This is a genomic window from Pokkaliibacter sp. MBI-7 (assembly GCF_029846635.1).
In the GTDB taxonomy this organism is placed as follows: domain Bacteria; phylum Pseudomonadota; class Gammaproteobacteria; order Pseudomonadales; family Balneatricaceae; genus Pokkaliibacter.
Genome location: NZ_JARVTG010000002.1, coordinates 163,553 through 183,664 on the forward strand (window position 1 = coordinate 163,553; position 20,112 = coordinate 183,664).

General features: G+C 51.8%; 22 protein-coding genes and 2 tRNA genes. 13 read left to right on the plus strand and 11 right to left on the minus strand.

Translation table 11 applies throughout. From position 1 onward, the window contains the following. Positions 1–15: 15 nt before the first annotated feature. A complete protein-coding gene (locus tag QCD60_RS20335) occupies positions 16–864 on the minus strand; it encodes an IclR family transcriptional regulator (protein ID WP_279788060.1) in 849 nt (282 codons plus the stop codon). Between the two features lie 324 nt (positions 865–1,188). Here QCD60_RS20335 and hmgA point away from each other — a divergent pair, with 324 nt between their 5' ends. The 5 genes from hmgA to QCD60_RS20360 all read left to right on the plus strand — a co-directional run bounded on the left by hmgA (position 1,189) and on the right by QCD60_RS20360 (position 6,288). Then, complete coding sequence (gene hmgA / locus QCD60_RS20340) at positions 1,189–2,472, plus strand: homogentisate 1,2-dioxygenase (protein WP_279788061.1); 1,284 nt, start codon at positions 1,189–1,191, stop codon at positions 2,470–2,472. Positions 2,473–2,567: 95 nt separating this feature from the next. Further along, positions 2,568–3,896, plus strand: a complete 1,329-nt coding sequence (fahA, locus tag QCD60_RS20345) for a fumarylacetoacetase (protein WP_279788062.1) — start codon at positions 2,568–2,570, stop codon at positions 3,894–3,896. Positions 3,897–4,125: 229 nt separating this feature from the next. Next, entirely contained in the window at positions 4,126–4,857 is a 732-nt protein-coding gene (locus QCD60_RS20350) for a carbonic anhydrase family protein (RefSeq protein WP_279788063.1), read from the plus strand. A 174-nt stretch (positions 4,858–5,031) separates the two neighbouring features. Next, positions 5,032–5,586, plus strand: coding sequence for a flavodoxin family protein (locus QCD60_RS20355; protein WP_279788064.1), 555 nt, complete (start codon positions 5,032–5,034; stop codon positions 5,584–5,586). Between the two features lie 285 nt (positions 5,587–5,871). Beyond that, positions 5,872–6,288, plus strand: coding sequence for a PilZ domain-containing protein (locus QCD60_RS20360; RefSeq protein WP_104157111.1), 417 nt, complete (start codon positions 5,872–5,874; stop codon positions 6,286–6,288). Positions 6,289–6,313: 25 nt separating this feature from the next. Here QCD60_RS20360 and uvrB read toward each other — a convergent pair whose 3' ends face one another. Then, a complete protein-coding gene (gene uvrB, locus QCD60_RS20365; RefSeq protein ID WP_279788065.1) occupies positions 6,314–8,347 on the minus strand; it encodes an excinuclease ABC subunit UvrB in 2,034 nt (677 codons plus the stop codon). A 305-nt stretch (positions 8,348–8,652) separates the two neighbouring features. Here uvrB and QCD60_RS20370 point away from each other — a divergent pair. The 3 genes from QCD60_RS20370 to QCD60_RS20380 all read left to right on the plus strand — a co-directional run bounded on the left by QCD60_RS20370 (position 8,653) and on the right by QCD60_RS20380 (position 9,368). After that, positions 8,653–8,728 (plus strand) — tRNA-Asn (locus QCD60_RS20370). Positions 8,729–8,754: 26 nt separating this feature from the next. Continuing rightward, a tRNA-Asn gene (locus QCD60_RS20375) sits at positions 8,755–8,830 on the plus strand. A 79-nt stretch (positions 8,831–8,909) separates the two neighbouring features. Beyond that, entirely contained in the window at positions 8,910–9,368 is a 459-nt protein-coding gene (locus QCD60_RS20380) for a thermonuclease family protein (RefSeq protein ID WP_279788066.1), read from the plus strand. Between the two features lie 67 nt (positions 9,369–9,435). Here the strand turns inward: QCD60_RS20380 and QCD60_RS20385 are convergent, their stop codons facing one another. Together QCD60_RS20385 and QCD60_RS20390 are read right to left on the minus strand one after the other, a co-directional pair. Beyond that, positions 9,436–9,717, minus strand: a complete 282-nt coding sequence (locus QCD60_RS20385; protein ID WP_347950237.1) for a helix-hairpin-helix domain-containing protein — start codon at positions 9,715–9,717, stop codon at positions 9,436–9,438. Between the two features lie 148 nt (positions 9,718–9,865). Next, positions 9,866–10,168 (minus strand): DUF1289 domain-containing protein, encoded by a 303-nt coding sequence (locus QCD60_RS20390; RefSeq protein ID WP_347950238.1) that lies wholly within the window; start codon positions 10,166–10,168, stop codon positions 9,866–9,868. 245 nt (positions 10,169–10,413) lie between these two features. On the opposite strand from QCD60_RS20390, the gene QCD60_RS20395 reads away from it, so the two are divergent. Next, entirely contained in the window at positions 10,414–10,956 is a 543-nt protein-coding gene (locus QCD60_RS20395; RefSeq protein WP_347950295.1) for a cupin domain-containing protein, read from the plus strand. A 79-nt stretch (positions 10,957–11,035) separates the two neighbouring features. Here QCD60_RS20395 and QCD60_RS20400 read toward each other — a convergent pair whose 3' ends face one another. From QCD60_RS20400 to purM, 7 genes are all read right to left on the minus strand, one after another. Beyond that, positions 11,036–11,200, minus strand: a complete 165-nt coding sequence (locus QCD60_RS20400; protein ID WP_279788069.1) for a hypothetical protein — start codon at positions 11,198–11,200, stop codon at positions 11,036–11,038. Between the two features lie 50 nt (positions 11,201–11,250). Then, positions 11,251–11,526 (minus strand): transposase, encoded by a 276-nt coding sequence (locus tag QCD60_RS20405; protein WP_279791038.1) that lies wholly within the window; start codon positions 11,524–11,526, stop codon positions 11,251–11,253. 277 nt (positions 11,527–11,803) lie between these two features. Continuing rightward, positions 11,804–13,306 carry a GGDEF domain-containing protein gene (locus QCD60_RS20410; protein ID WP_279788070.1) on the minus strand — a complete coding sequence of 501 codons (1,503 nt, stop codon included), beginning with the start codon at positions 13,304–13,306 and terminating at the stop codon, positions 11,804–11,806. Positions 13,307–13,764: 458 nt separating this feature from the next. Continuing rightward, entirely contained in the window at positions 13,765–14,031 is a 267-nt protein-coding gene (locus QCD60_RS20415) for a YfcL family protein (RefSeq protein ID WP_279788071.1), read from the minus strand. 21 nt (positions 14,032–14,052) lie between these two features. Further along, entirely contained in the window at positions 14,053–14,739 is a 687-nt protein-coding gene (locus tag QCD60_RS20420; protein ID WP_279788072.1) for a DUF3108 domain-containing protein, read from the minus strand. A gap of 93 nt (positions 14,740–14,832) precedes the next feature. Continuing rightward, positions 14,833–15,480, minus strand: a complete 648-nt coding sequence (gene purN / locus QCD60_RS20425) for a phosphoribosylglycinamide formyltransferase (protein ID WP_279788073.1) — start codon at positions 15,478–15,480, stop codon at positions 14,833–14,835. 1 nt (position 15,481) lies between these two features. Continuing rightward, positions 15,482–16,546 (minus strand): phosphoribosylformylglycinamidine cyclo-ligase, encoded by a 1,065-nt coding sequence (purM, locus tag QCD60_RS20430; protein ID WP_279788074.1) that lies wholly within the window; start codon positions 16,544–16,546, stop codon positions 15,482–15,484. 339 nt (positions 16,547–16,885) lie between these two features. Between purM and QCD60_RS20435 the strand changes: the two genes are divergently transcribed. From QCD60_RS20435 to QCD60_RS20450, 4 genes are all read left to right on the plus strand, one after another. Continuing rightward, complete coding sequence (locus QCD60_RS20435) at positions 16,886–17,935, plus strand: DUF2066 domain-containing protein (protein ID WP_279788075.1); 1,050 nt, start codon at positions 16,886–16,888, stop codon at positions 17,933–17,935. Beyond that, on the plus strand, positions 17,932–19,065 hold the full coding sequence (locus QCD60_RS20440) for an AI-2E family transporter (protein ID WP_279788076.1): 1,134 nt from the start codon (positions 17,932–17,934) through the stop codon (positions 19,063–19,065). Before QCD60_RS20435 ends, QCD60_RS20440 begins: the two co-directional genes overlap by 4 nt. Then, complete coding sequence (hda, locus tag QCD60_RS20445) at positions 19,066–19,776, plus strand: DnaA regulatory inactivator Hda (protein WP_279788077.1); 711 nt, start codon at positions 19,066–19,068, stop codon at positions 19,774–19,776. Positions 19,777–19,892: 116 nt separating this feature from the next. Continuing rightward, positions 19,893–20,108 carry a hypothetical protein gene (locus QCD60_RS20450; RefSeq protein WP_104157098.1) on the plus strand — a complete coding sequence of 72 codons (216 nt, stop codon included), beginning with the start codon at positions 19,893–19,895 and terminating at the stop codon, positions 20,106–20,108. The last annotated feature ends 4 nt before the right edge of the window (positions 20,109–20,112 follow it).

The following is a 20,112-nucleotide window of genomic DNA, read 5'->3' on the forward strand; positions in this document are numbered from 1 at the left end:
CTGTTTGAAACGCTATCAGCCCGTGATACGCAAACCGCCCATACGCTGACTTATCTCCCGGGCACTGGCAGTGATGGCCTGTGCAGCGGCGCCTGCGGGATCAGCATTGAAGCCTGTAGCCGAGCCCACCATGGTAATCACCCCACACAACTCGCCACCTGCCTTGAACAGAGGGGCAGACAGGGCATTCACTCCCGGTAGTAACAGCCCATGAATAGCATGCAGACCTTGTGCGCGGATGGCGGCTGCCTGCTGCTCCAGATCGGCCGCAGGTAAATGAGGATAGGCAGAGACTTCCTCGTCCCGCAGCGCGCGGGTTTCTCTTTCTGGCATGAAGGCCTGAAAGACCAGACCAGTAGATGATGTGAGTAGCGGCAATACAGAGCCTACCTGAGTGACCAGCGTTACAGCACGTACTGCTTGCTCTACATGCACCACTGTCGGGCCTTTATTACCCCAGACGGCCAGAAAGCAGGTTTCATTGAGCGCATCACGCAAGGCAGCCAGTTGTGGTGTGGCGACCTTGACCACGTCCAGTCTGCCCAGGGCTGCAAGTCCGACAAAGAGTGCTTCACGACCCAGAGCGTAATGGTTAGTCGTGCTGTCCTGCTCGGCAAAACCGCTGGCAATCAGGGCCTGCAGATAGCGATGTACCTTGCTGGCGGGCATGGCCAGATGTTCTGCAAGACGGGTAAGGGAAGTGGCTGGGGCCAGTTCGGCCAGACCTTTGAGAATGTCAGTACCGACTTCAGCGGATTGCACTTTCTTGCGCCGTGGCGCGTTGTCTTCGCTGGAAAATTCCTGCAGAGACAGATCATCGTCTTGCCGGGTTGATGTATTGCTGCTGCGTGTTGCTCTGGCCATGTGTACTCATCGGTCGGTGGGGAATCTGTTGCAAGATTCGGCTAAAAACCTGCTGCTGGGCACCTTACGTCAACCTCCCGGTGCGGCTGACGAGGGCTTGTGCTCCGTCTGGCCATCACTGGCAGAGGGTTAACAGGTTTTTAACCATGAATCGTTTGCTGTTATAGCTTGACGCTGTTGAATATTCAAATTACCTTTTGCGTAATTAAATTACGCAAAAGTGAAATGCGTTATTGGCACTGCGGTCAGTAGCCTGCCGATTCAGGCGTTACTGACCGTGCCACCGAACCAGACGATGACTGAACATCAATAAGGAGACGGGTTATGCACGGTGCAGAGCGTCACTATCAATCGGGTTGGGGTAACGAGTTCAGCAGTGAAGCACTGCCCGGTGCCTTGCCTCAGGGGCAGAACTCGCCACAGAAAGTACCTTATGGTCTGTATGCGGAACTGCTGTCAGGTACGGCTTTCACTGTGCCGCGTGCGGAGGCCCGTCGTACCTGGCTTTATCGTATTCGTCCGTCGGCAGCACATCCGCGTTTCTGCAGACTGGAACGTCAGCTGAATGGTGCTGAACTGGGTGCTGTTACACCGAATCGTCTGCGCTGGAATCCTTTGCCCTTACCACAGGGCAAGACAGACTTTATCGATGGTATGCAGCGTATTGCGGCCACTGCCAGTGCCGATCAGGCCGCGGGGATCAGCATCTATCGCTATGCGGCTAACGTTTCGATGGAGCGGGTGTTCTTCAATGCCGATGGTGAGCTGCTGATTGTCCCTGAGTCTGGTCGCCTGAGTCTGGCAACCGAAATGGGTGTGCTGGATATAGCACCGCTGGAAATTGCAGTGATCCCACGTGGAGTGAAGTTTCGGGTTAGCCTGCTGGATGACAACGCGCGTGGGTATATCTGTGAAAATCATGGTGTTGCATTGCGCCTGCCGGACCTTGGGCCAATTGGCAGTAACGGTCTGGCCAATCCCCGCGACTTCCTGACGCCGGTAGCGGCTTTTGAGGATCGCTCCGAGCCCACCGAACTGGTGCAGAAATTCCTGGGTGAGTTGTGGGCAGCAGAGCTTGATCATTCACCGCTGGATGTCGTGGCCTGGCACGGGAATAACGTGCCCTACAAGTATGACCTGCGTCGTTTCAATACCATCGGCACGGTCAGTTATGACCACCCCGATCCATCGATCTTTACTGTGCTGACGTCGCCCAGCGGGATACCCGGTCAGGCCAATGTCGACTTTGTTATTTTCCCACCGCGCTGGATGGTAGCGGAGAACACCTTCCGTCCCCCATGGTTCCATCGCAACCTGATGAACGAGTTCATGGGGCTGATTCAGGGCGCGTATGATGCCAAGGCGGAAGGTTTCCTGCCCGGTGGCGCATCACTGCACAACTGCATGAGTGCGCATGGACCTGACAATGCCACAACCGCACAGGCCATAGCCGCCGAACTGAAACCCCACAAGATTGATAGCACTATGGCCTTTATGTTCGAGAGCTGCGTGGTATTGCGTCCTACACAGCAGGCTCTGGACGGGGAGGATCTGCAGACAGACTACGATAGTTGCTGGGCAGGCATGAGTAAAACGTTTACGGGCTGAGCAGCCGTCAACTGGCCAGGTAGTGCGGTCTTTCAAAGCATAAAGCGAGGGCGGGCAGGTAAGGCGCTTTCCCTCCGACAACAAGAGGAATTCTCATGACACAGAGTCTAACGTCGCATCAGCCGGTACGAAGCTGGTTAAGCAGTGCTAATGATCACCCCGATTTTCCCCTTTTGAACCTGCCGCTTGGCGTGTTTCGCGTCGCCGGAGAGTCTCCACGTGGTGGCGTGGCTATCGGTGACAGTGTCCTCGATCTGCGCGCGGCGCTGGATGCCGGATTATTTGTTGAAGTGGAGCAAGGGCAGGCTGCTGAGGCTGCCGCATTGGCAGCAGACAGTCAGCTGAACGCATTCTTTGCACTCGGAAAGCATGCGCGCGTACAGTTTCGGCAGGCGCTGGTGACATTGTTGCAGGAGGGTAGTGACTATCAGGCCCGGATGGAGTCTTTGGGTGACGCGTTGCTGCATCCGATGAGCCTCTGCGAGATGCTGCTGCCAGCGCGCATCGGTGATTACACTGACTTTTATGTCGGCATTAACCACGCGATGAATGTCGGCAAGCTCTTTCGTCCTGATAATCCTCTGCTGCCCAACTATAAGCATGTCCCTATTGGTTATCACGGACGCGCCTCGACCATTGGTGTATCGGGGGCTGCATTCCACCGTCCCAACGGGCAAACCCTGCCGGCCGGGCAAACTGTACCGGTATTTGGCCCCAGCAAAAGACTGGATTTCGAGCTGGAACTGGGTATCTGGATTGGCAGCGGTAATCAAGCCGGTCAGGCCATCCCTATCAGTGAGGCCGCTGATCATATCGGCGGCTTCTGTCTGCTGAATGACTGGTCAGCACGAGATGTGCAGGCCTGGGAATATCAACCTCTGGGGCCTTTCCTGTCGAAGAGTTTTGCTACCACGGTATCGCCCTGGATTATCAGCCCTGAAGCTCTTGCACCTTTCCGTAAGGCTCAGCCGAGCCGGCCAGAGGGAGATCCTCAGCCGCTTGATTACCTGCTTGATCACAAGGATCAGGCTGAAGGCGCCTATGACATTGAACTGGAAGTATTGCTGCTGACGGAAAAAATGGCAGCGGACGGCATGGAACCAGAAGTCATTTGCCGCAGTAATACTCTGAATATGTACTGGACGGTGGCGCAGATGGTCGCTCATCACAGTGTGAACGGCTGCCAGTTGCAGTCCGGTGATCTGTTTGGATCAGGGACGCTGTCTGGAAAAGAAGAGGGAGAGTTCGGATCATTACTGGAGCTGACCCACGGCGGCAAGGATGCCCTCCAGCTGGTAAATGGCGAGCGTCGTACTTTCCTCGAGGATGGCGATGTTATTGTCCTGCGTGCCCGTTGTCATGCTGAAGGCGTGGGGTCTATTGGTTTTGGCGAGTGTCGGGGGAAAGTACTGCCTGCTCTCTGAGTTACAGTCGGCTTATTTCAGGTGTGTCGGAGAAGGGGGCGGATTTTGTTTCTGCCAGAGAAGCAAATGTGCACAAAATGTGTGAAATCTTTCCTCTGTCTCTACCACTTAACAAAGGCTTGAGGTTCAGCAGTGGTGTTATGCCCTGAAGAGCCCGGGCTGTTGGAGGATGCCATCTGACGAGGTCGGATGGCATCCCACCTGTTAAGTCGTAAGAAGAGAGACACACATGAAGTCGTCCATATTGGCTGTCAGCCTGATGTTACTGCCGTTATCTACGTTGGCTGCCGAAGGCAACAACTGGGGTTATAGCGGAGATATAGGTCCGGAAAGCTGGGCAGAGCTGAGCACAGACAACGTATTCTGCAAAGGTAAGAACCAATCACCGGTCAATCTGACCGGGTTCACAGAGGCGCATCTGACACCAATTGAATTTCACTATGCCACTGGTAAGGCGGAAATTTCACATCTTGGTCATACTATCAAGGTTGCGACAGCCGCAGGCAGTTATATCGTGGTAGACGGTGAGCCCTTTGAGCTGAAGCAGTTTCATTTCCATACGCCAGCGGAAAACCTGATTGATGGCAAGTCGTATCCGTTGGAAGGGCATCTGGTGCATGTAGACAAAAATGGCAACCTGGCCGTTGTTGCCGTGATGTTCGCCGAAGGTGCTGCTAATCCCATTCTGGGTAAGATTATCAGCGCCATGGGTGATGGTAAGGCTGCACATATCGAGCTATCGCAGCCATTGTCGCCTGAAGCACTGTTGCCAGCTAACCAGGAATATTTCCGCTTCAGTGGCTCTTTGACGACACCGCCATGTAGCGAAGGTGTGCGCTGGCTGGTCATGAAACAACCGATGACGGCCTCTGTCGAGCAGATCAAAGCACTGACCGAGGCGGTGCCGCATGCCAATAATCGCCCTGTACAGCCTCTGAACGGTCGGCCGGTTTTACAGTAACTGTCATTCGCTACATCAGGCTGGTTACTTCTGGGTAACCAGCTTACTCCTGTGTCACTCCTTGTTTCTCCTTCATCAGCTGAATAGCATCCTCATGTTGTTACTTGGTTCTTATTAGGAACTAATGCCAGCTGCTCTACAGTGGCAGGTTGTCCAAACTCAAGGAGTTAAAACATGAGCAAGACTGTTGTTGTCTATTTTTCTGGTTACGGCCATACCCGTCGCGTTGCTGAGTTTGTTGCTGAAGGCGCCAGCGCGGAACTGATCGAAGTGAGCAGTGAGGGCGACATCACTGAGGCTGCCTGGGAAACACTGAACGCTGCCAGTGCGATTATTTTTGGTGCGCCCACGTACATGGGATCAGTGCCCTGGCAATTCAAAAAGTTTGCTGATGCAACATCCAAGGTGTGGTTTACCCGCGGCTGGCAAGACAAGGTATTCGGCGGCTTCACTAACAGCGCCAGTCTCAATGGTGATAAACAGGTCAGCCTGATTTATTTGCAGACACTGGCAGCTCAGCATGGTGGATTGTGGGTGAGCCTGGGCTTGCCTCCTTCCAACACCAAAGCGGCCACACGTGCAGACGTAAACAATCTGGGTGGTTCTGCTGGTGTACTGGTACAGTCTCCTGCTGATGTAGGTGCAGATGACATCCCATCAGGAGATCTGGAAACGGCACGTCTGTACGGTGCACGTGTGGCGGATATTGCCAAGCGCCTGCACGGCTAATAAGTGGCTCTAGAGCCATGCGTGAGGCCCGGCAGACCAGAGGTTTGCCGGGCTTTTTCATGTTTCGTAATTGCACTTGTCAATCTTTGTGAGCGCAGCTTCACTGGCGAACGCCGGTAGCTGTCTGAAAGCAGAATGACGACATATATCTGGCATCGGCTGTCATGCAGTCTTTGATTGGTTTTATTTCACAATAAAGTCTGTATAAAAAATATATTCCATACAGTTTTGACGCCATGAGTCGATAACTGGTAAACGGAGTTCCTGTGGTAGTCGAGGTGCCTTATGCGCCAGTTCATTCGTCATCCTTCAAGTGTCCCCATCAGTTGCCGTCATCAGGACGGCGAGCTGGAGCGTTATCAGCGGTTGTGTAATTACAGCGAAGGGGGGCTCAGTGTGATGGTTGATGAGGCCATCGCAGTTGGTTCACTGGTAGAAATTTGTATCCCCATTCAGGATCCCCCTTTCTGTGCATTGGGAGAAGTCGTGTGGAGTTCACCGATCAATAGTCATCACTATCAGCTTGGTGTTCGCTTCAGTGATGAGAACACGGCCTTCGCCGTACGTATGATTGAGCAGATCTGTCATATCGAGCAGTACCGCCATGAAGTCGAAGAGCAGGAAGGACGTTCTCTCAGTAGTGAAGAGGCGGCGACTGAGTGGATTGGAAAGCACGCCGGACATTTTCCTGGATTACACTGAGCGTATCCGGCGTTGAGTGAGCCTGTCAGCTGATCAATGCCTTTTGTTTCAGGTCGGCAAGTTGATCACGCAGCATGGCAGCCTGCTCGAATTCCAGATTTTTGGCGGCTGCGTACATTTCTTCTTCCAGCTGGCTGATGGCCTTGGCCAGTTCCTTGGGCGACATCTGCTCTACATTCACCTGATAGTCTGCTGTGGGCTCGGCCACCTTGCGTTGCCCTCGGCCACGTCCGGGTTTGCCGGGAGTGACCGCGCCTTCCAATATGTCCTGTACGGATTTGAATACCGATCTGGGGGTAATCCCGTGCGCTTCGTTGAAGGCAACTTGCTTGGCACGACGGCGCTCGGTTTCATCGATGGCACGTTGCATGGAGCCGGTCATGCGATCGGCGTAGAGAATGGCCTTGCCCCGTGCGTTTCGCGCTGCGCGGCCAATCGTCTGGATCAATGAGCGGTCGGAGCGGAGGAAACCTTCTTTATCTGCATCCAGAATGGCAACCAGAGTGACTTCAGGCATGTCCAGGCCTTCACGCAGCAGGTTAATGCCGACCAGGACGTCAAACTCTCCCAACCGCAGATCCCGAATGATTTCTACCCGTTCGACGGTATCAATATCCGAGTGCAAATAGCGTACCCTGATACCGTGCTCGGTCAGATACTCGGTCAGGTCTTCTGCCATACGCTTGGTCAGTGTGGTGACCAGCACTCTCTCATGCAGGTCGACGCGCAAACGAATCTCGGACAGCAGGTCATCCACCTGAGTGCTGGCGGGGCGGACCTCAATTTCCGGATCGACCAGTCCTGTCGGGCGAACCACCTGTTCAACGACCTGACCAGCATGCTCTTCTTCATACTTGCCTGGTGTTGCGGAGACAAAAATCATCTGTGGTGCTATGCGTTCCCATTCATCAAAGCGCATGGGGCGATTGTCTAGGGCCGATGGCAGGCGGAAACCGTACTCCACCAGGGTTTCCTTGCGTGAGCGGTCACCTTTATACATGGCCCCCAGCTGCGGAATGGTGACATGAGATTCATCAATGACCAGTAGCGCCTCTGCAGGGAGGTAGTCGAACAGAGTGGGGGGCGGTTCCCCCGGTCCTCTGCCGGACAGAAAGCGAGAGTAGTTTTCGATACCGTTGCAGTAACCCAGTTCTCTGATCATCTCCACGTCGTAACGTGTACGTTGCTCAAGGCGCTGTAGCTCCAGCAATTTGTTATTGGCTTTGAAGTATTCCAGTCGTTCAACCAGTTCTTCTTCAATCATATCGACCGCACCGAGGAGCTTGTCGCGCGGAGTTACATAGTGAGTCTTCGGATAGATGGTAACGCGAGGAACAGTGCGAAGTAGTTCTCCGGTAAGGGGGTCGAAGAAGCGTAACGAATCCACTTCATCATCAAACAGCTCTATGCGCACCGCTTCGCTGTCAGATTCTGCCGGGAAGACATCAATAATCTCACCGCGAACTCTGTAGGTACCGCGAGTGAAGTCCACATCATTGCGTGTGTATTGCAACTCAGCCAAACGACGCAGTATGGTCCGCTGGTCTATGACATCACCGCGCACCAGATGCAGCATCATCTGCAAGTAGGATTCCGGGTCGCCCAAACCATAGATGGCAGATACTGTCGCTACGACAATGGCATCGGAGCGTTCCATCATGGCCTTGGTAGCAGAGAGGCGCATTTGCTCAATATGCTCATTCACCGAAGCATCTTTTTCGATAAACGTATCTGAAGATGGCACGTAGGCTTCAGGTTGATAGTAGTCGTAATAAGAAACGAAGTACTCGACGGCGTTCTTGGGGAAAAACTCCTTGAACTCACCGTAGAGTTGCGCTGCCAGTGTCTTATTGTGTGCCAGTACCAGCGTTGGTCGCTGTGCCTGGGCGATGACGTTGGCAATGGTGAACGTTTTACCTGACCCCGTTACGCCTAGCAGGGTCTGTGCAGCCAGCCCGTCATTGATTCCTTCCGAGAGCAGGCGTATGGCGGAGGGCTGATCACCTGCGGGTTCGTATTTGCTGGCAACCTGAAAACGTTCAGCAGTATGTTCACTCATTGGAATTATTCACCTCACCAAGAGTCCGTGTTGATTGGCACTGTATTCGCCTGACACAGACTCTTTTGATAGAGCTGGCCTTTACATATACAAGGCCGGATCATAGCAGGCTACCTGTGCGGATAACCAGTGGATTGCTAAGTGAGTGCAGATTGCATGTCTTCGAATTACTGCTGTCTTTGTCTGAAGGGCAAGTGAGTAGTCAAAGAGCATTGTGCGCTAACTGGTTGAGGAGGTTATCTTTTTTGTTTTATTTCTTGACTCTCTGCGACGAATCCGTACTATAAGCGCCCGTGCCGAGACATTCCCTGATAGCTCAGTCGGTAGAGCAGCGGACTGTTAATCCGTTGGTCGCAGGTTCGAGTCCTGCTCGGGGAGCCACTCTCGCACGTATTTCCTTCCGACGTTCCCTGATAGCTCAGTCGGTAGAGCAGCGGACTGTTAATCCGTTGGTCGCAGGTTCGAGTCCTGCTCGGGGAGCCACATCTTATATATCCTCTCCTGCTTTACTCCTGTCGTTACCGTCAATTACTGTAATCATGGTTTTTGGACGGAAATGGTCATGGATCGATATCTTCTGCTTCTTTTCTTAATCTGCCTCACCTCTTCAGTTTATGCCTCCTCTTTTGAGGGAAAAGTGACCCATATTTACGATGGCGACACCTTGGCAGTGTCTTATCGAGGTCAAAGTTTCAAGGTGCGTCTGCTATACATCGATGCGCCAGAGCATGATCAGCGCTATGGCAGTGCCTCCAAATCGATGCTGCAGAAAATAGTGGGTAACCGAGACGTTCGTGTCGAGTACGACCAGAAAGATAAGTATGGTCGCCTTTTGGGTCTGGTTTATCTGGATGGTTATAACGTCAACGCCACTATGGTTGATCGGGGAATGGCCTGGGTCTATCGTCAATACACGAATGATGCTCGTTTACTGGAACTTGAGCAGCGTGCACGAAATGCCAAAAAGGGACTGTGGCATGATGCAGCACCGATAGCGCCCTGGAAATGGCGGCATCGCTGATGTGGGGTGGTGGTCTGGTTCAGCATGTTGTGACTACATAATTCCACAACATGCGTTCTATCTTGGATTATTGTGCTGTTTTGGTTGTGTCTTGCAGCAAAATGTCGTCCTTATTGCGAGCAATTAGCGCCTCGCCAATACCCTTTACTTCGCTTAGTTGCTCCGCACTGGTAAAGGGGCCGTGTTCAGTTCTCCATGCAACAATTGCTTCTGCTTTTTTCTGGCCGACACCGTTAAGGGCTTTGGCCAGTTCTTCAGCGGTAGCAGTATTGATGTTGACGGGAGCGGCAAAGCTGAACAGGGGGAAGGTCAAGGCAGCGACCGCTGCCAGGGCTTTTAGTGCTTTCATCTTTAGTCCTTGTGTTATTTCCAGTCTGGCGACTCCTTCAATGCCAGCTGCTGTAAACTATCAATTCTGCAATATTTAGCAATCAAAAAATAACGTAACTTTACTTTTTGTGCTCATATTTGGATGTTTGCAGATGACTTGAAGGGGATTAGAACAGCTGCTCATCCTGCTGTTCGGTGGCGATGCTGGATTGCAGCCTGGTTTTCTGAGCCCGTGCTGCCTTTACTCTGCGCAGGTATCGCTGACGGCACTGTTGAATGATCTGTAGTTTTTCGCTGTTATTGAAGTTGTTCCAGCTAAAGCGCTCATCTCTGGTGCGCATGCAGCCTTTGCAAAAGCCTTTCGCATCGGATTCGCAGACCCCAGCACAAGGATTGGGGACGGGGGCATCAAACAGGTCAAGTTGATTCATTGGTGTACATGCCCTGAGTGCAATGACGTTATGTATCATGCCTTTATTTGTTCAGCATGGTAAATACTCCAGCGTAGCAGATGAATGAGCCCTGTACTGGAAGTTGGGTCCTAATATTTGTATATAGCCATTTTTCTTCTGTCTTAACCCAGTGTTGCATATTTGTGAATAAGACCTTGCGAATGATGTCGTACATGTCTTTAATACGGTGGGTTGTTCAATATTCTTAACATAATAAAGACAGCTTTAATCGTAATCGACTTGGCAAGGGTAGAGTGATGAGTATTGATGTGGGGACACGATTAAAGGATGTGCGCAAGCAGCAAGGATTATCACAGCGTGAGTTGGCTAAACGAGCGGGTGTGACAAACAGCACCATTTCCTTGATCGAACAGAATCGTGTAAGTCCTTCGGTGAGTTCGCTCAAGAAGGTGCTTGATGGTATTCCCATGTCTCTGCAGGAATTCTTTACTCTGGATGTGCCAGAGCGGCGTCAGTATTTCTACTGTGCTGATGAGCAGCCTGATCTCGGGCACAGTAATATTGCTTTGAAAGTGGTGGGCTATAACTATCCCAATCGAACTCTCTCTGTCTTGCATGAAATCTATCCCCCAGGGTCAGACACTGGTGAGGATATGCTGGTTCATGAGGGGCAGGAAGGTGGCGTGATTATTCAGGGTGAGTTGGAGCTGACTGTAGCGGATGAGACTCGTGTCCTAGTGAAAGGGGATGGCTACTTTTTTGATAGCAGCTTACCCCATAGATTCCGTAATCCGGGTGTAGTTGATTGTGTGGTTGTGAGCGCAAACAATCCACCATCACTGTGATGTTGTTGACTCTTTTTGGTCGTATTTTGCTTAAAACGTTTGATGTTTCATAAAAATGGCAGTCAGTGGCTAATGCCAGTCAGTTAAGCTGACTGGCATTTTTGTTTCTGGTCGGATACTTGGACGGCTTGGGCTTGACCGCCCGCGGGTAACTGCGATCCTCACGTCGATGAGGCAGGGCGTAGTGCATAGCCGAAGCCTGTAGTTCGGCCAGGTAGCGAGGGATGTTGCCAGGATGCTTCAAAGAGACTCCGTTCAAGAGGCCCGGAATCGCCCAGGTGCAAGCGGAGAAGCTTATCTAACAGGGGGGATGCCAAGGCAGTGACGACTCATTTCCAGCATTTGATAACGCAGCAGGTTGTACCCCAGTAGTACGCCCCACAGTTCCTGTTCAATGATGTCCAGCGTCTGACTACGCAGGGTGTAGTGACCTGCGAACATGCCTTGCTTCATTTCTCGATAGCCCAGTTCGATTTCCCAGCGCTGGCTGTACAGATCCACGATGTCGTCGGGCGGGAAGCGCAGAGGGTCGATCATCGAGGTCAGTACCTGCCGGACTTTGCCCTTGATGGTCTGGCATCCGGCGAAACAACGCCATGGCGATCATGCAGCAGACCATGGTTTCAAGAGGGAGACGTCGTTTACGCAAAGTCGCCACTCCCGCCGTTTCCGGTGCGGTGCTGACCCGCTCTGGATCAGACAGCGCCCCGGCTCGTCAAGGGAGTGAGTCGCAGAAGCCGCTTCGTGAGTCAGTGCCAGGGCTCAGAAGGTCAAGCTATTAGGCTTAACTGACCGGTATTAAGCCAGTGGCTGCCATTTTTATTTCGGAAGAGTGCGTTGCTGTGGGTTATAGCGGTTCAGGGCGTTGATAAACGCGAATCAGATCCCGACCACTGTTTTTCGCTTCATATAGCATTTTGTCAGCTGCCGCGATCAGGGCGTTGGCGCCCGCAAAGGGATGTTTACTACTATGGCAGGCAACGCCTACAGAGGTGCTGACGTGTATGGCATCCCCGTGCTCGGAGATGCAGGACAGTTGCTTGATGCCGTCTTTCAGCCTCAGTGCCAGCCTCTCCGTATCATCCTGGCGAGTATTCGGTAAAAGGATGACAAACTCTTCGCCACCGTAACGGGCGACTACATCAGAGCGTCTTAATTGCCGCTCCATATAGCGTGAAACCTTCTTCAATACTTCGTCGCCCGTCGGGTGGCCATATCGGTCATTGATGTCTTTGAAATTGTCCAGATCCATGAATATCAGTGATAGCGGCCATTCGTTAGCCTCTGCTTCGCTGAACTCAATCGCCATGATATGTTCCAGATAACGGCGATTATATAGGCCTGTCAGGGGGTCGCGTTTTACCTGGTCTTCCAGATAGCGGTTCTGCTCTTCAAGAATGTCTACCTTTTCCCTCTCCTTGCGAATCTCTCGCAGTAGGGTGAGGTTGCGGATGGCTAATACCTCCGATGCGGTTTCCTGGATCTGCTCGGCCTGCTTGCTGCTGAATAACTGGATATTGAATAGCTGGCCGAAGCTTTCCATTTGGCTGGTGACGTAATCAATCACTTCCTGAAATTCGTTGTCGGTTAGCTTAACCAGTTTTTGGTTGGCAATCATGGCGGTAAAAGACGCCTGGCGAATGCTGGGGTGTAGCCAGATATCGGCAATTCTTCCAGATAGCGCAATAATTGAAAGAAACTGTGAGACTTCTTCGGTCTCTTGAGTGATCGCCAGGTCGTCACTGAATTGAATGGCATTGCAGAGTAGGTCAGGAAAGTTCCATTGCTGCAATAACCAGTGACCTACTTCTGTGTGATCAGTTTTATAGGTTTGGCGTTCCAGTCGCAAAATGTCTTGATGGGTTTTAGCTTCAAGGACAATCTGTTGATAGCTGTCATCCATCGCATCCAGTGCCAGCATGCCAATATCCTGAAGTAGGGCTGCGAGAAATAAATCCTCTTTGTTAGGAATGTTGTGCCGTTGGCCTATCAGGCGGGCAACGATGGAGGATATCAGGCTGCGTTTCCATACCTGCAACAAGTGTGGTTGGCCTTCACTGCGCAGACTGTGGGTAATGCTGAAGCTGAGTGATAGGGTGATAACACTATGGAGACCCAGTTTGATGATGGCCTGATTCAGGTTTTGGGTTTTGCTGAGCTGCCCATAAAGCGGGGAGTTAGCAACGCGAATGACCTTGGCGGCCAGCGCTGGGTCTTTCGCGAGTATCGAGATGACCTCGTCGGGGTCTAGGTCTGGCTTGCCTGCCGCCTCTACCAGTTGCAGAGCGACAGAAGGCAAGCTCGGCAATTTGGTGCATTGTTTCAGGCGAAGCTCAATCTGGTCATCCATCTAGGATCTCTTTTCCTGCAAATCTACAGTCGATAGCTTAGTAAAAGCCCTTTGCGTTTTAAATACACGAAAGTCAAGGCTTCGGCATTTCATCGAAAAATGACATCGTTATAGGTGTGTTCAGCTATCAGGGGTCGGTATATGGTCTGTGCTGGGGTGGAACGACATTGGTGTTAGTGGATTTGTGTCTCTGGTGTTAAGAGTAGGCACTGTGATTGAAGTTCGCATTGTAACGCTTGGAAGTCGGGGCTGTTAGTGCAATGGGTGTTCATTTCTTAAGGCTGTTTATTGGCATTGGCCCAGAATCAATTGTGCACGGCAGTAGTATACGCCTCACATGGATTAAAAACTGTTGTTCGACGCTAGGTTCTTGTCTGATTGTTTTTGCGGAAGTGTAAGGTGGGTTACAGTGCGGGCAATGCAGGACTTTCATGGCTGGCGAAAGTCCCTTAGCTCAATCAGGCTTTGATTTGATGCCATATATGGCTGATCAAAGACTTGTCATCTTCGCTCAGGCGGTCAACGTTAAATGCCTGCTCTATAGCCTCGTTCATACGTAAATTGAATTCTGCCACGTCTATGCCTTCCTCATAGGTCACCAAACTGATGTGGCCCATCAAGTAGGAGTAAGCGAAGAGCTGCTCTTCAGGAGCATTGCACTCCATGTCGCGCAGTCGCTGATCAAGTTGTTCGCCGTACTCGATAAAAGAAGATGTGCTGCTCATAACCTGTTTCTTATGCTTGGTTCAGTTCAGGGATTTCAGTACAAGGCGATAAGTCTTGTCGTCTTTTTCAACTTGCTGTAGTTGGACTATCTGGTAATCCAGTGCTGGTGCAAGCCATATCAGAGTCTCACGATCACTGCCTGGCTCGCGGACTCTCTTCAGTTTGATGGTTTCAAAGGTGCCAGCAGGTGTTTTGATCTGTTCTGTACCGACATTTTCAAACACGTAGCTGTCAAGCTTCCCGCCAGTGGCAACATCATACTTGTATTGCTTGGCGGCGTTCTCCAGATCAAGCAGGAGTTGGGCCTGGTAGCTCAATTTGTCCTGTGTATGCTCGGGGATTTCCATGTGCCAGGGTTTATCTTGTACATTGTTATGTACACGCTTTTGTTCCCAGTCAAAGTCGAGCACTGCCGAGCGCTTCTTGCCCAGTACTTTGCGTAAAAATTCGTAGTGCAGTGGTTGCACGGTGCCATTCTGAAGGCGAAACTCGGTGCTTTCATCCAGGCTGGCCAGGGCGTTCTCGATACGAATGCTCAGAATCCAGTGTCCATCAGCGGTTTGTTGCAAAGAGCGGACGGCGCTTGCGCCTACGGTAATGCCAGCATCGATTTCGGCACTGTACTGCGCTTCAAACGGCTTCAGGGTGGCTGCATGAGAGTGGAGGCTAAACGCCAGTAAAAATGGAGCCCAGAGTTTTTTAAGCATTGCATCCCTCATGAGTGCGACATAAATCCGACGCCTGTTTATACGGTCAGGAATCCTAACATACAAACAGGCGCAGGTAAGAGGCTCTATGTTTCAGGATGAGCGGTGGGTATAGCCCGCAGCAGGCAATGGGGTGTTATCCAGCAACACCGTGCCATCTGGGCTGAGAGAGAGTCGATCACTGCAGTACCAGTCTACGGCCATGGGGTAGATTTGATGTTCCAGAATGTGGACGCGCTGAGCGAGTGAGTCAGGGTTGTCCTCTGAATTAATATCAAGTTGGCCCTGAATAATCAGTGGGCCGCCATCGAGCTCTTCTGTAACAAAGTGCACGGTAGCGCCGTGCAGCTTATCTCCCGCCTCAATGGCTCGCTGATGGGTGTGAAGCCCTTTGTATTTTGGTAGCAGAGAGGGGTGGATGTTAAACAGCCTGCCAGAGTAATGGCGGGTGAACTCAGGCGTAAGAATGCGCATGAATCCCGCTAATATGACCAGGTCAGGGCGCTGAGTATCGATAAGCGCCATCAGCTCGGCATCAAACGCTTCCCGACTGCTGAAGTCTTTGTGTGACAGGCTGAAAGTCGGAATGCCAGCGTTACGCGCGCGCTCCAAACCATAGGCATCACTTTTATTGGAGATGACAGCGGTTACCTGGGCAGGGCAGGTGCCCTGCGCCAGATAGTCCAGAATAGCCTGTAAATTGCTACCGCTGCCTGAGATTAGTACGACCAGGCGCTTCACCTCAGGCCTCCTGAGAAATTACTTCCACACGCTCTTCGCCTTCTGAGGCGGCAGCGATCGAGCCAATGATCCAGGCATTCTCGCCTGCATCCTGCAGCAACTTCAGGGTATTGGCTGCTGTGTCAGCAGGAACGCTGATAACCATGCCTACGCCGCAGTTAAAGGTTCGATGCATTTCGCGGGTCTCAACGTTACCTGCCTGCCGCAGCCACTGGAAAACGGGTGGCAGTTCCCAGGAGTTACCGTTGAGTACTGCTTTGGTGCCTGCAGGCAGAACGCGAGGAATGTTTTCCAGCAGGCCGCCGCCGGTGATGTGAGCCAGAGCGTTTACCTGAGTCTCTTTGATCAGCTTAAGCAGGTTTTTAACGTAAATACGGGTGGGAGCCATGAGGGCATCAGCGAGAGAGGTATCGCTTCCTGCCAGTTTGTCAGCAGGATTTGCGCCGCTTACTTCCAGAATTTTGCGGATCAGGGAGTAGCCGTTGGAGTGAGGTCCGCTGGAGCCCAGAGCCAGTAGTGTGTCGCCAACGCTCACCTTATTACCATCGATGATTTCAGACTTTTCTACTACGCCAACACAGAACCCTGCCAGGTCGTAGTCTTCGCCTTCATACATGCCGGGCATTTCGGCTGTTTCTCCGCCGACCAGCGCACAACCTGCCAGTTCGCAGCCCGCACCAATTCCGGTTACTACCTGAGCTGCAATATCAACATTCAGTTTGCCGGTTGCGTAGTAATCCAGGAAGAACAACGGTTCTGCACCTGCAACCACCAGATCGTTGACACACATGGCTACCAGATCGATACCGATAGTGTCGTGTTTGCCCAGATCCATAGCCAGGCGCAGTTTTGTGCCCACGCCGTCAGTGCCAGAAACCAGAACAGGTTGACGATATCCAGCGGGGATTTCGCACAATGCACCGAATCCACCCAAGCCGCCAAGTACCTCTGGGCGTTTGGTGCGGGAAGCGACACCTTTAATGCGTTCCACCAATGCATTACCTGCATCGATATCTACGCCCGCATCTTTATAACTCAGGGATTTCTTTTGATCAGTGGAGGTCATCGTCCTCAATCCAACGCCGTAAAAAGTGGAGTAAAAACAATCCAGTTGGTGTGAAAAACACTACTGAACTTCAAGCCGAAATGGGGGCCTAATCGAGGGCGATAGTTTAGCAGTAAAGGGTGGGGGTGGCGACAACTATCCCGGTGCCGGAGACGTAGACATTTTCGCACGGTTGTTAAAGGAAGAGTGCTTGTGCTTACAATGGTGGGACAAGTTCAGTCCGAGATCGGTGATGTTCCTCTTGCTAACAGAGGAGTGGAAATAGCATGAATGTCTCGCTGGTGTCACTCAATTGTCGGGCACTCAGTTACGCGATGTTTTGACCGAATGTGGAGCGGTATGAACAAAATCAAGATGTTTTTGCACATTGGCCTGTTACTGGCGGGGTGCTGTGCTAACGCCCATGGTCAGGTTATCGACAACTATGTGAGTGATGATCAACCGTTGCAGGTAGATAGTCAGGACGCACAAAAGACGGCATTGCGTCAGGGCTTGTCTGATGTCCTTCTGCGCCAGCTAGGTATAAAAGAGCTGCGCTCGAATCCGCATCTGGTTGATGCGCTGGATCATCCAGATAGCTATGTGATTGACTTCAAGGTTGATCGTGCAGTGCAGTCAGGAGAAGAGGGGCAGTTCACTTTACATATCAATTTTGACCAGAATGCACTTAACCAGCTTTATAAAGAGGCATCGCTTGTACCCTGGTCACGTAATCGTAGTTCAGTACTTATGTGGTTGGCGCAGGAGCAGCAAGGGCAAAGACAGTTAGTTGCTAACTCACCTTTGGCAGTGGCCATGCAGGCGCAAGCACAGAAGCGTGGTATTCCTCTTTTTCGGCCTTTAATGGATTTGCAGGATGAGTTGGGCTTGAGCGTTGGTGACGCCTGGGGTTTCTTCGCTGAGCCGATTCAAAAAGCCTCCTCCCGATATGGAGCGCAGGCTGTCCTGACGGGGCGGGTCTATCAGGAGCAAGGGAAATGGAATTCGCAATGGCAGCTCCTGGATCGGGATCGACAGATGCTATTCAAAAGCCAGCAGGATAGTCTGGATGCAATTGCGGCGGATATAGTCGATCAGCTTGCTGTTTACTTCGCCAAGCAGGATAAACTGAGTGCACTGCAAGGTGCAGGAGCTTATTTCCTGAACGTGTCGGGGATTCGCAGTCTGGATGACTGGCAGGCTTTGCAGAAAGATTTGCAACAGCTGAGCTCGATTGTGTCGTTTCAGCTGGATGCCATGCAAGGTAATGAGGTTCGGGTCCGCGTGATTAGTTCAGGGACAATCCAGCAGTTGCAGGATGAGTTGTCCCAGAATAATAGTCTGCACGCACAAGCTGGCTCAGATGAGCAGACACTAAATTTCAATTGGCAAGGAGCTGAGTCGCCATGACGGAGCTACAAAAGCGTTGGCTGCTGGTGTTGACGGTTGTAACGGTTGCTCTTGTGTATTTGTTGTTGCCGATATTGGCTCCCTTTCTTGCAGGCATGCTCCTGGCTTATATGGCTGATCCGATCGCCGACCGGCTAGAGGCAAAAGGCATTAGTCGTACTGGTTCGGTCATTATTGTTTTTGTAGGAATGACGCTGCTTTTGATACTGGCTGTATTGCTGGTGTTGCCCAGTCTGGGCAAGCAGATAGAAACGTTGACTAGCCTGCTTCCTGAAGGGTGGGCGATGTTGCAGCAAAAAGTGGTTCCGCTGATAGAACGCTGGACCGGCTTTGACATTGATGGCACTACAGCGGTTAAAGCCAAGCAGGCGATTACAGGCAATCTGCAGCAGACGACAGACATCGTGGCGATGTTGATTTCTCAGGCTACCAAATCCAGCCTCAGTCTGGTGACCTGGATTGCCAATCTGGCTTTGGTCCCCGTCGTTACATTTTATCTGTTGCGTGACTGGGACGTGATGGTAGCGCGCATTCGTGATTATTTGCCACGCAATCTGGAGCCTAAGGTGTCACTCTGGGCGAGTGAATGTGATGATGTGCTGGGCGCCTTTGTACGCGGGCAGCTTACTGTTATGGCAGCTCTCGGTGCTATCTATGCAGTAGGTCTGGCTCTGGTCGGGCTCAAATTGGCGTTGCTGATAGGTGTATTGGCTGGATTGGCCAGTATCGTTCCTTATCTCGGTGTCATTGTAGGGCTCGGAATGGCGCTGATTGCAGCCATCATGCAGTTTGATACCTGGCTGCCTCTCGTATGGGTCTGTGTCGTGTTTGGTATTGGGCAGATGCTGGAAGGTATGGTTCTGACTCCCAACTTAGTGGGTGACAAGATTGGATTGCATCCGGTAGTCGTGATATTTGCGGTACTTGCAGGTGGGCAACTCTTTGGTTTTGTTGGTATTCTTCTGGCTTTGCCAGCTGCAGCGGTGATTCGGGTGCTTATGGTCCACCTGTTTCGCCACTATAAAGACGGGCCTCTTTATCAGAATGATGCCCTTCTTGATGCTGTCGGAGACAACCATCAATCAGGAGAGTTGGGTAGTGGGGCTGATGAGGATAATGGTGAACGTTAAGTGACTACCAAAAAGCCTTCTTTACCAATCCAGCTGCCGCTGTGGTTGCGGCTGCGTGATGACGCAAAGCTGGATAATTTCTATGCCAAAGGAAATGAGCTGGCGATCAGCTCAATCAGGCAGTTGTTTGAAGAGGGCGAGCGTTTTCTCTATTTGTGGGGTGCCAAAGGGACGGGATGCAGCCATTTATTGCAATCGGCCTGCCACCATGCGGGTACGCTTGGCAAGACATCTGTCTACTTACCCATGGACGAACTGATCGATTATCCCGTTGAACTACTGGAAAATCTCGAGCAGCTGGAGCTGGTTTGTATCGATGATGTGCAGGCCATTGCGGGTAACTCACAATGGGAAGAAGCGCTGTTTCACCTTTTTAACAGGATAAGGGATGCAGGTGGTCGTTTATTGACTGCCGCCACTATGCCCCCACGTCAGCTGCCCATTCAGCTGGCAGATCTGCAATCACGCTTGAGCTGGGGGGTGGTGATTCAACTGCACGAGCTCAGCGATGAAGAAAAGCTCACTGCATTGAAGATGCGTGCTCATGTGCGCAGCATGGAACTACCCGATGAGGTGGCCCGATTTATTTTGTTGCGTAGTCCGCGTGACTTGGCTGCGATGTTTTCCCTGCTGGATAAGCTTGATGATGCGTCTTTTACTGCGAAGCGCAAGTTAACGATTCCTTTCGTCAAGGAAACTTTCAACTGGTGAATGACGGTGCTTGTATTCTGATGAGCGGTTCGTGAAGGTTTGTGGGTCGATGCAGTGCGATCACTGTTCAGTGAACAACATGCTTTAGGCTATCGATTAAGTGGAGGCAATAGACTATGACGAAACGAGTAGCACGGGATTTTTACGCTCGAGACGCTGAAGAGCAGCAGGCATTCCTTACCCAGACCTGGTGTAACAATTGCCTCGAGGTGGACCTGGGAATGACTGATCCGGTGGAGTATGAAGAAAACGGCATAGTCTTCGTGGAGGGCCACTGTGCTCGTTGCGGCACAGTGGTAGTAACGGAGATTGATGATTCTGAAGATGAGTAAGTGA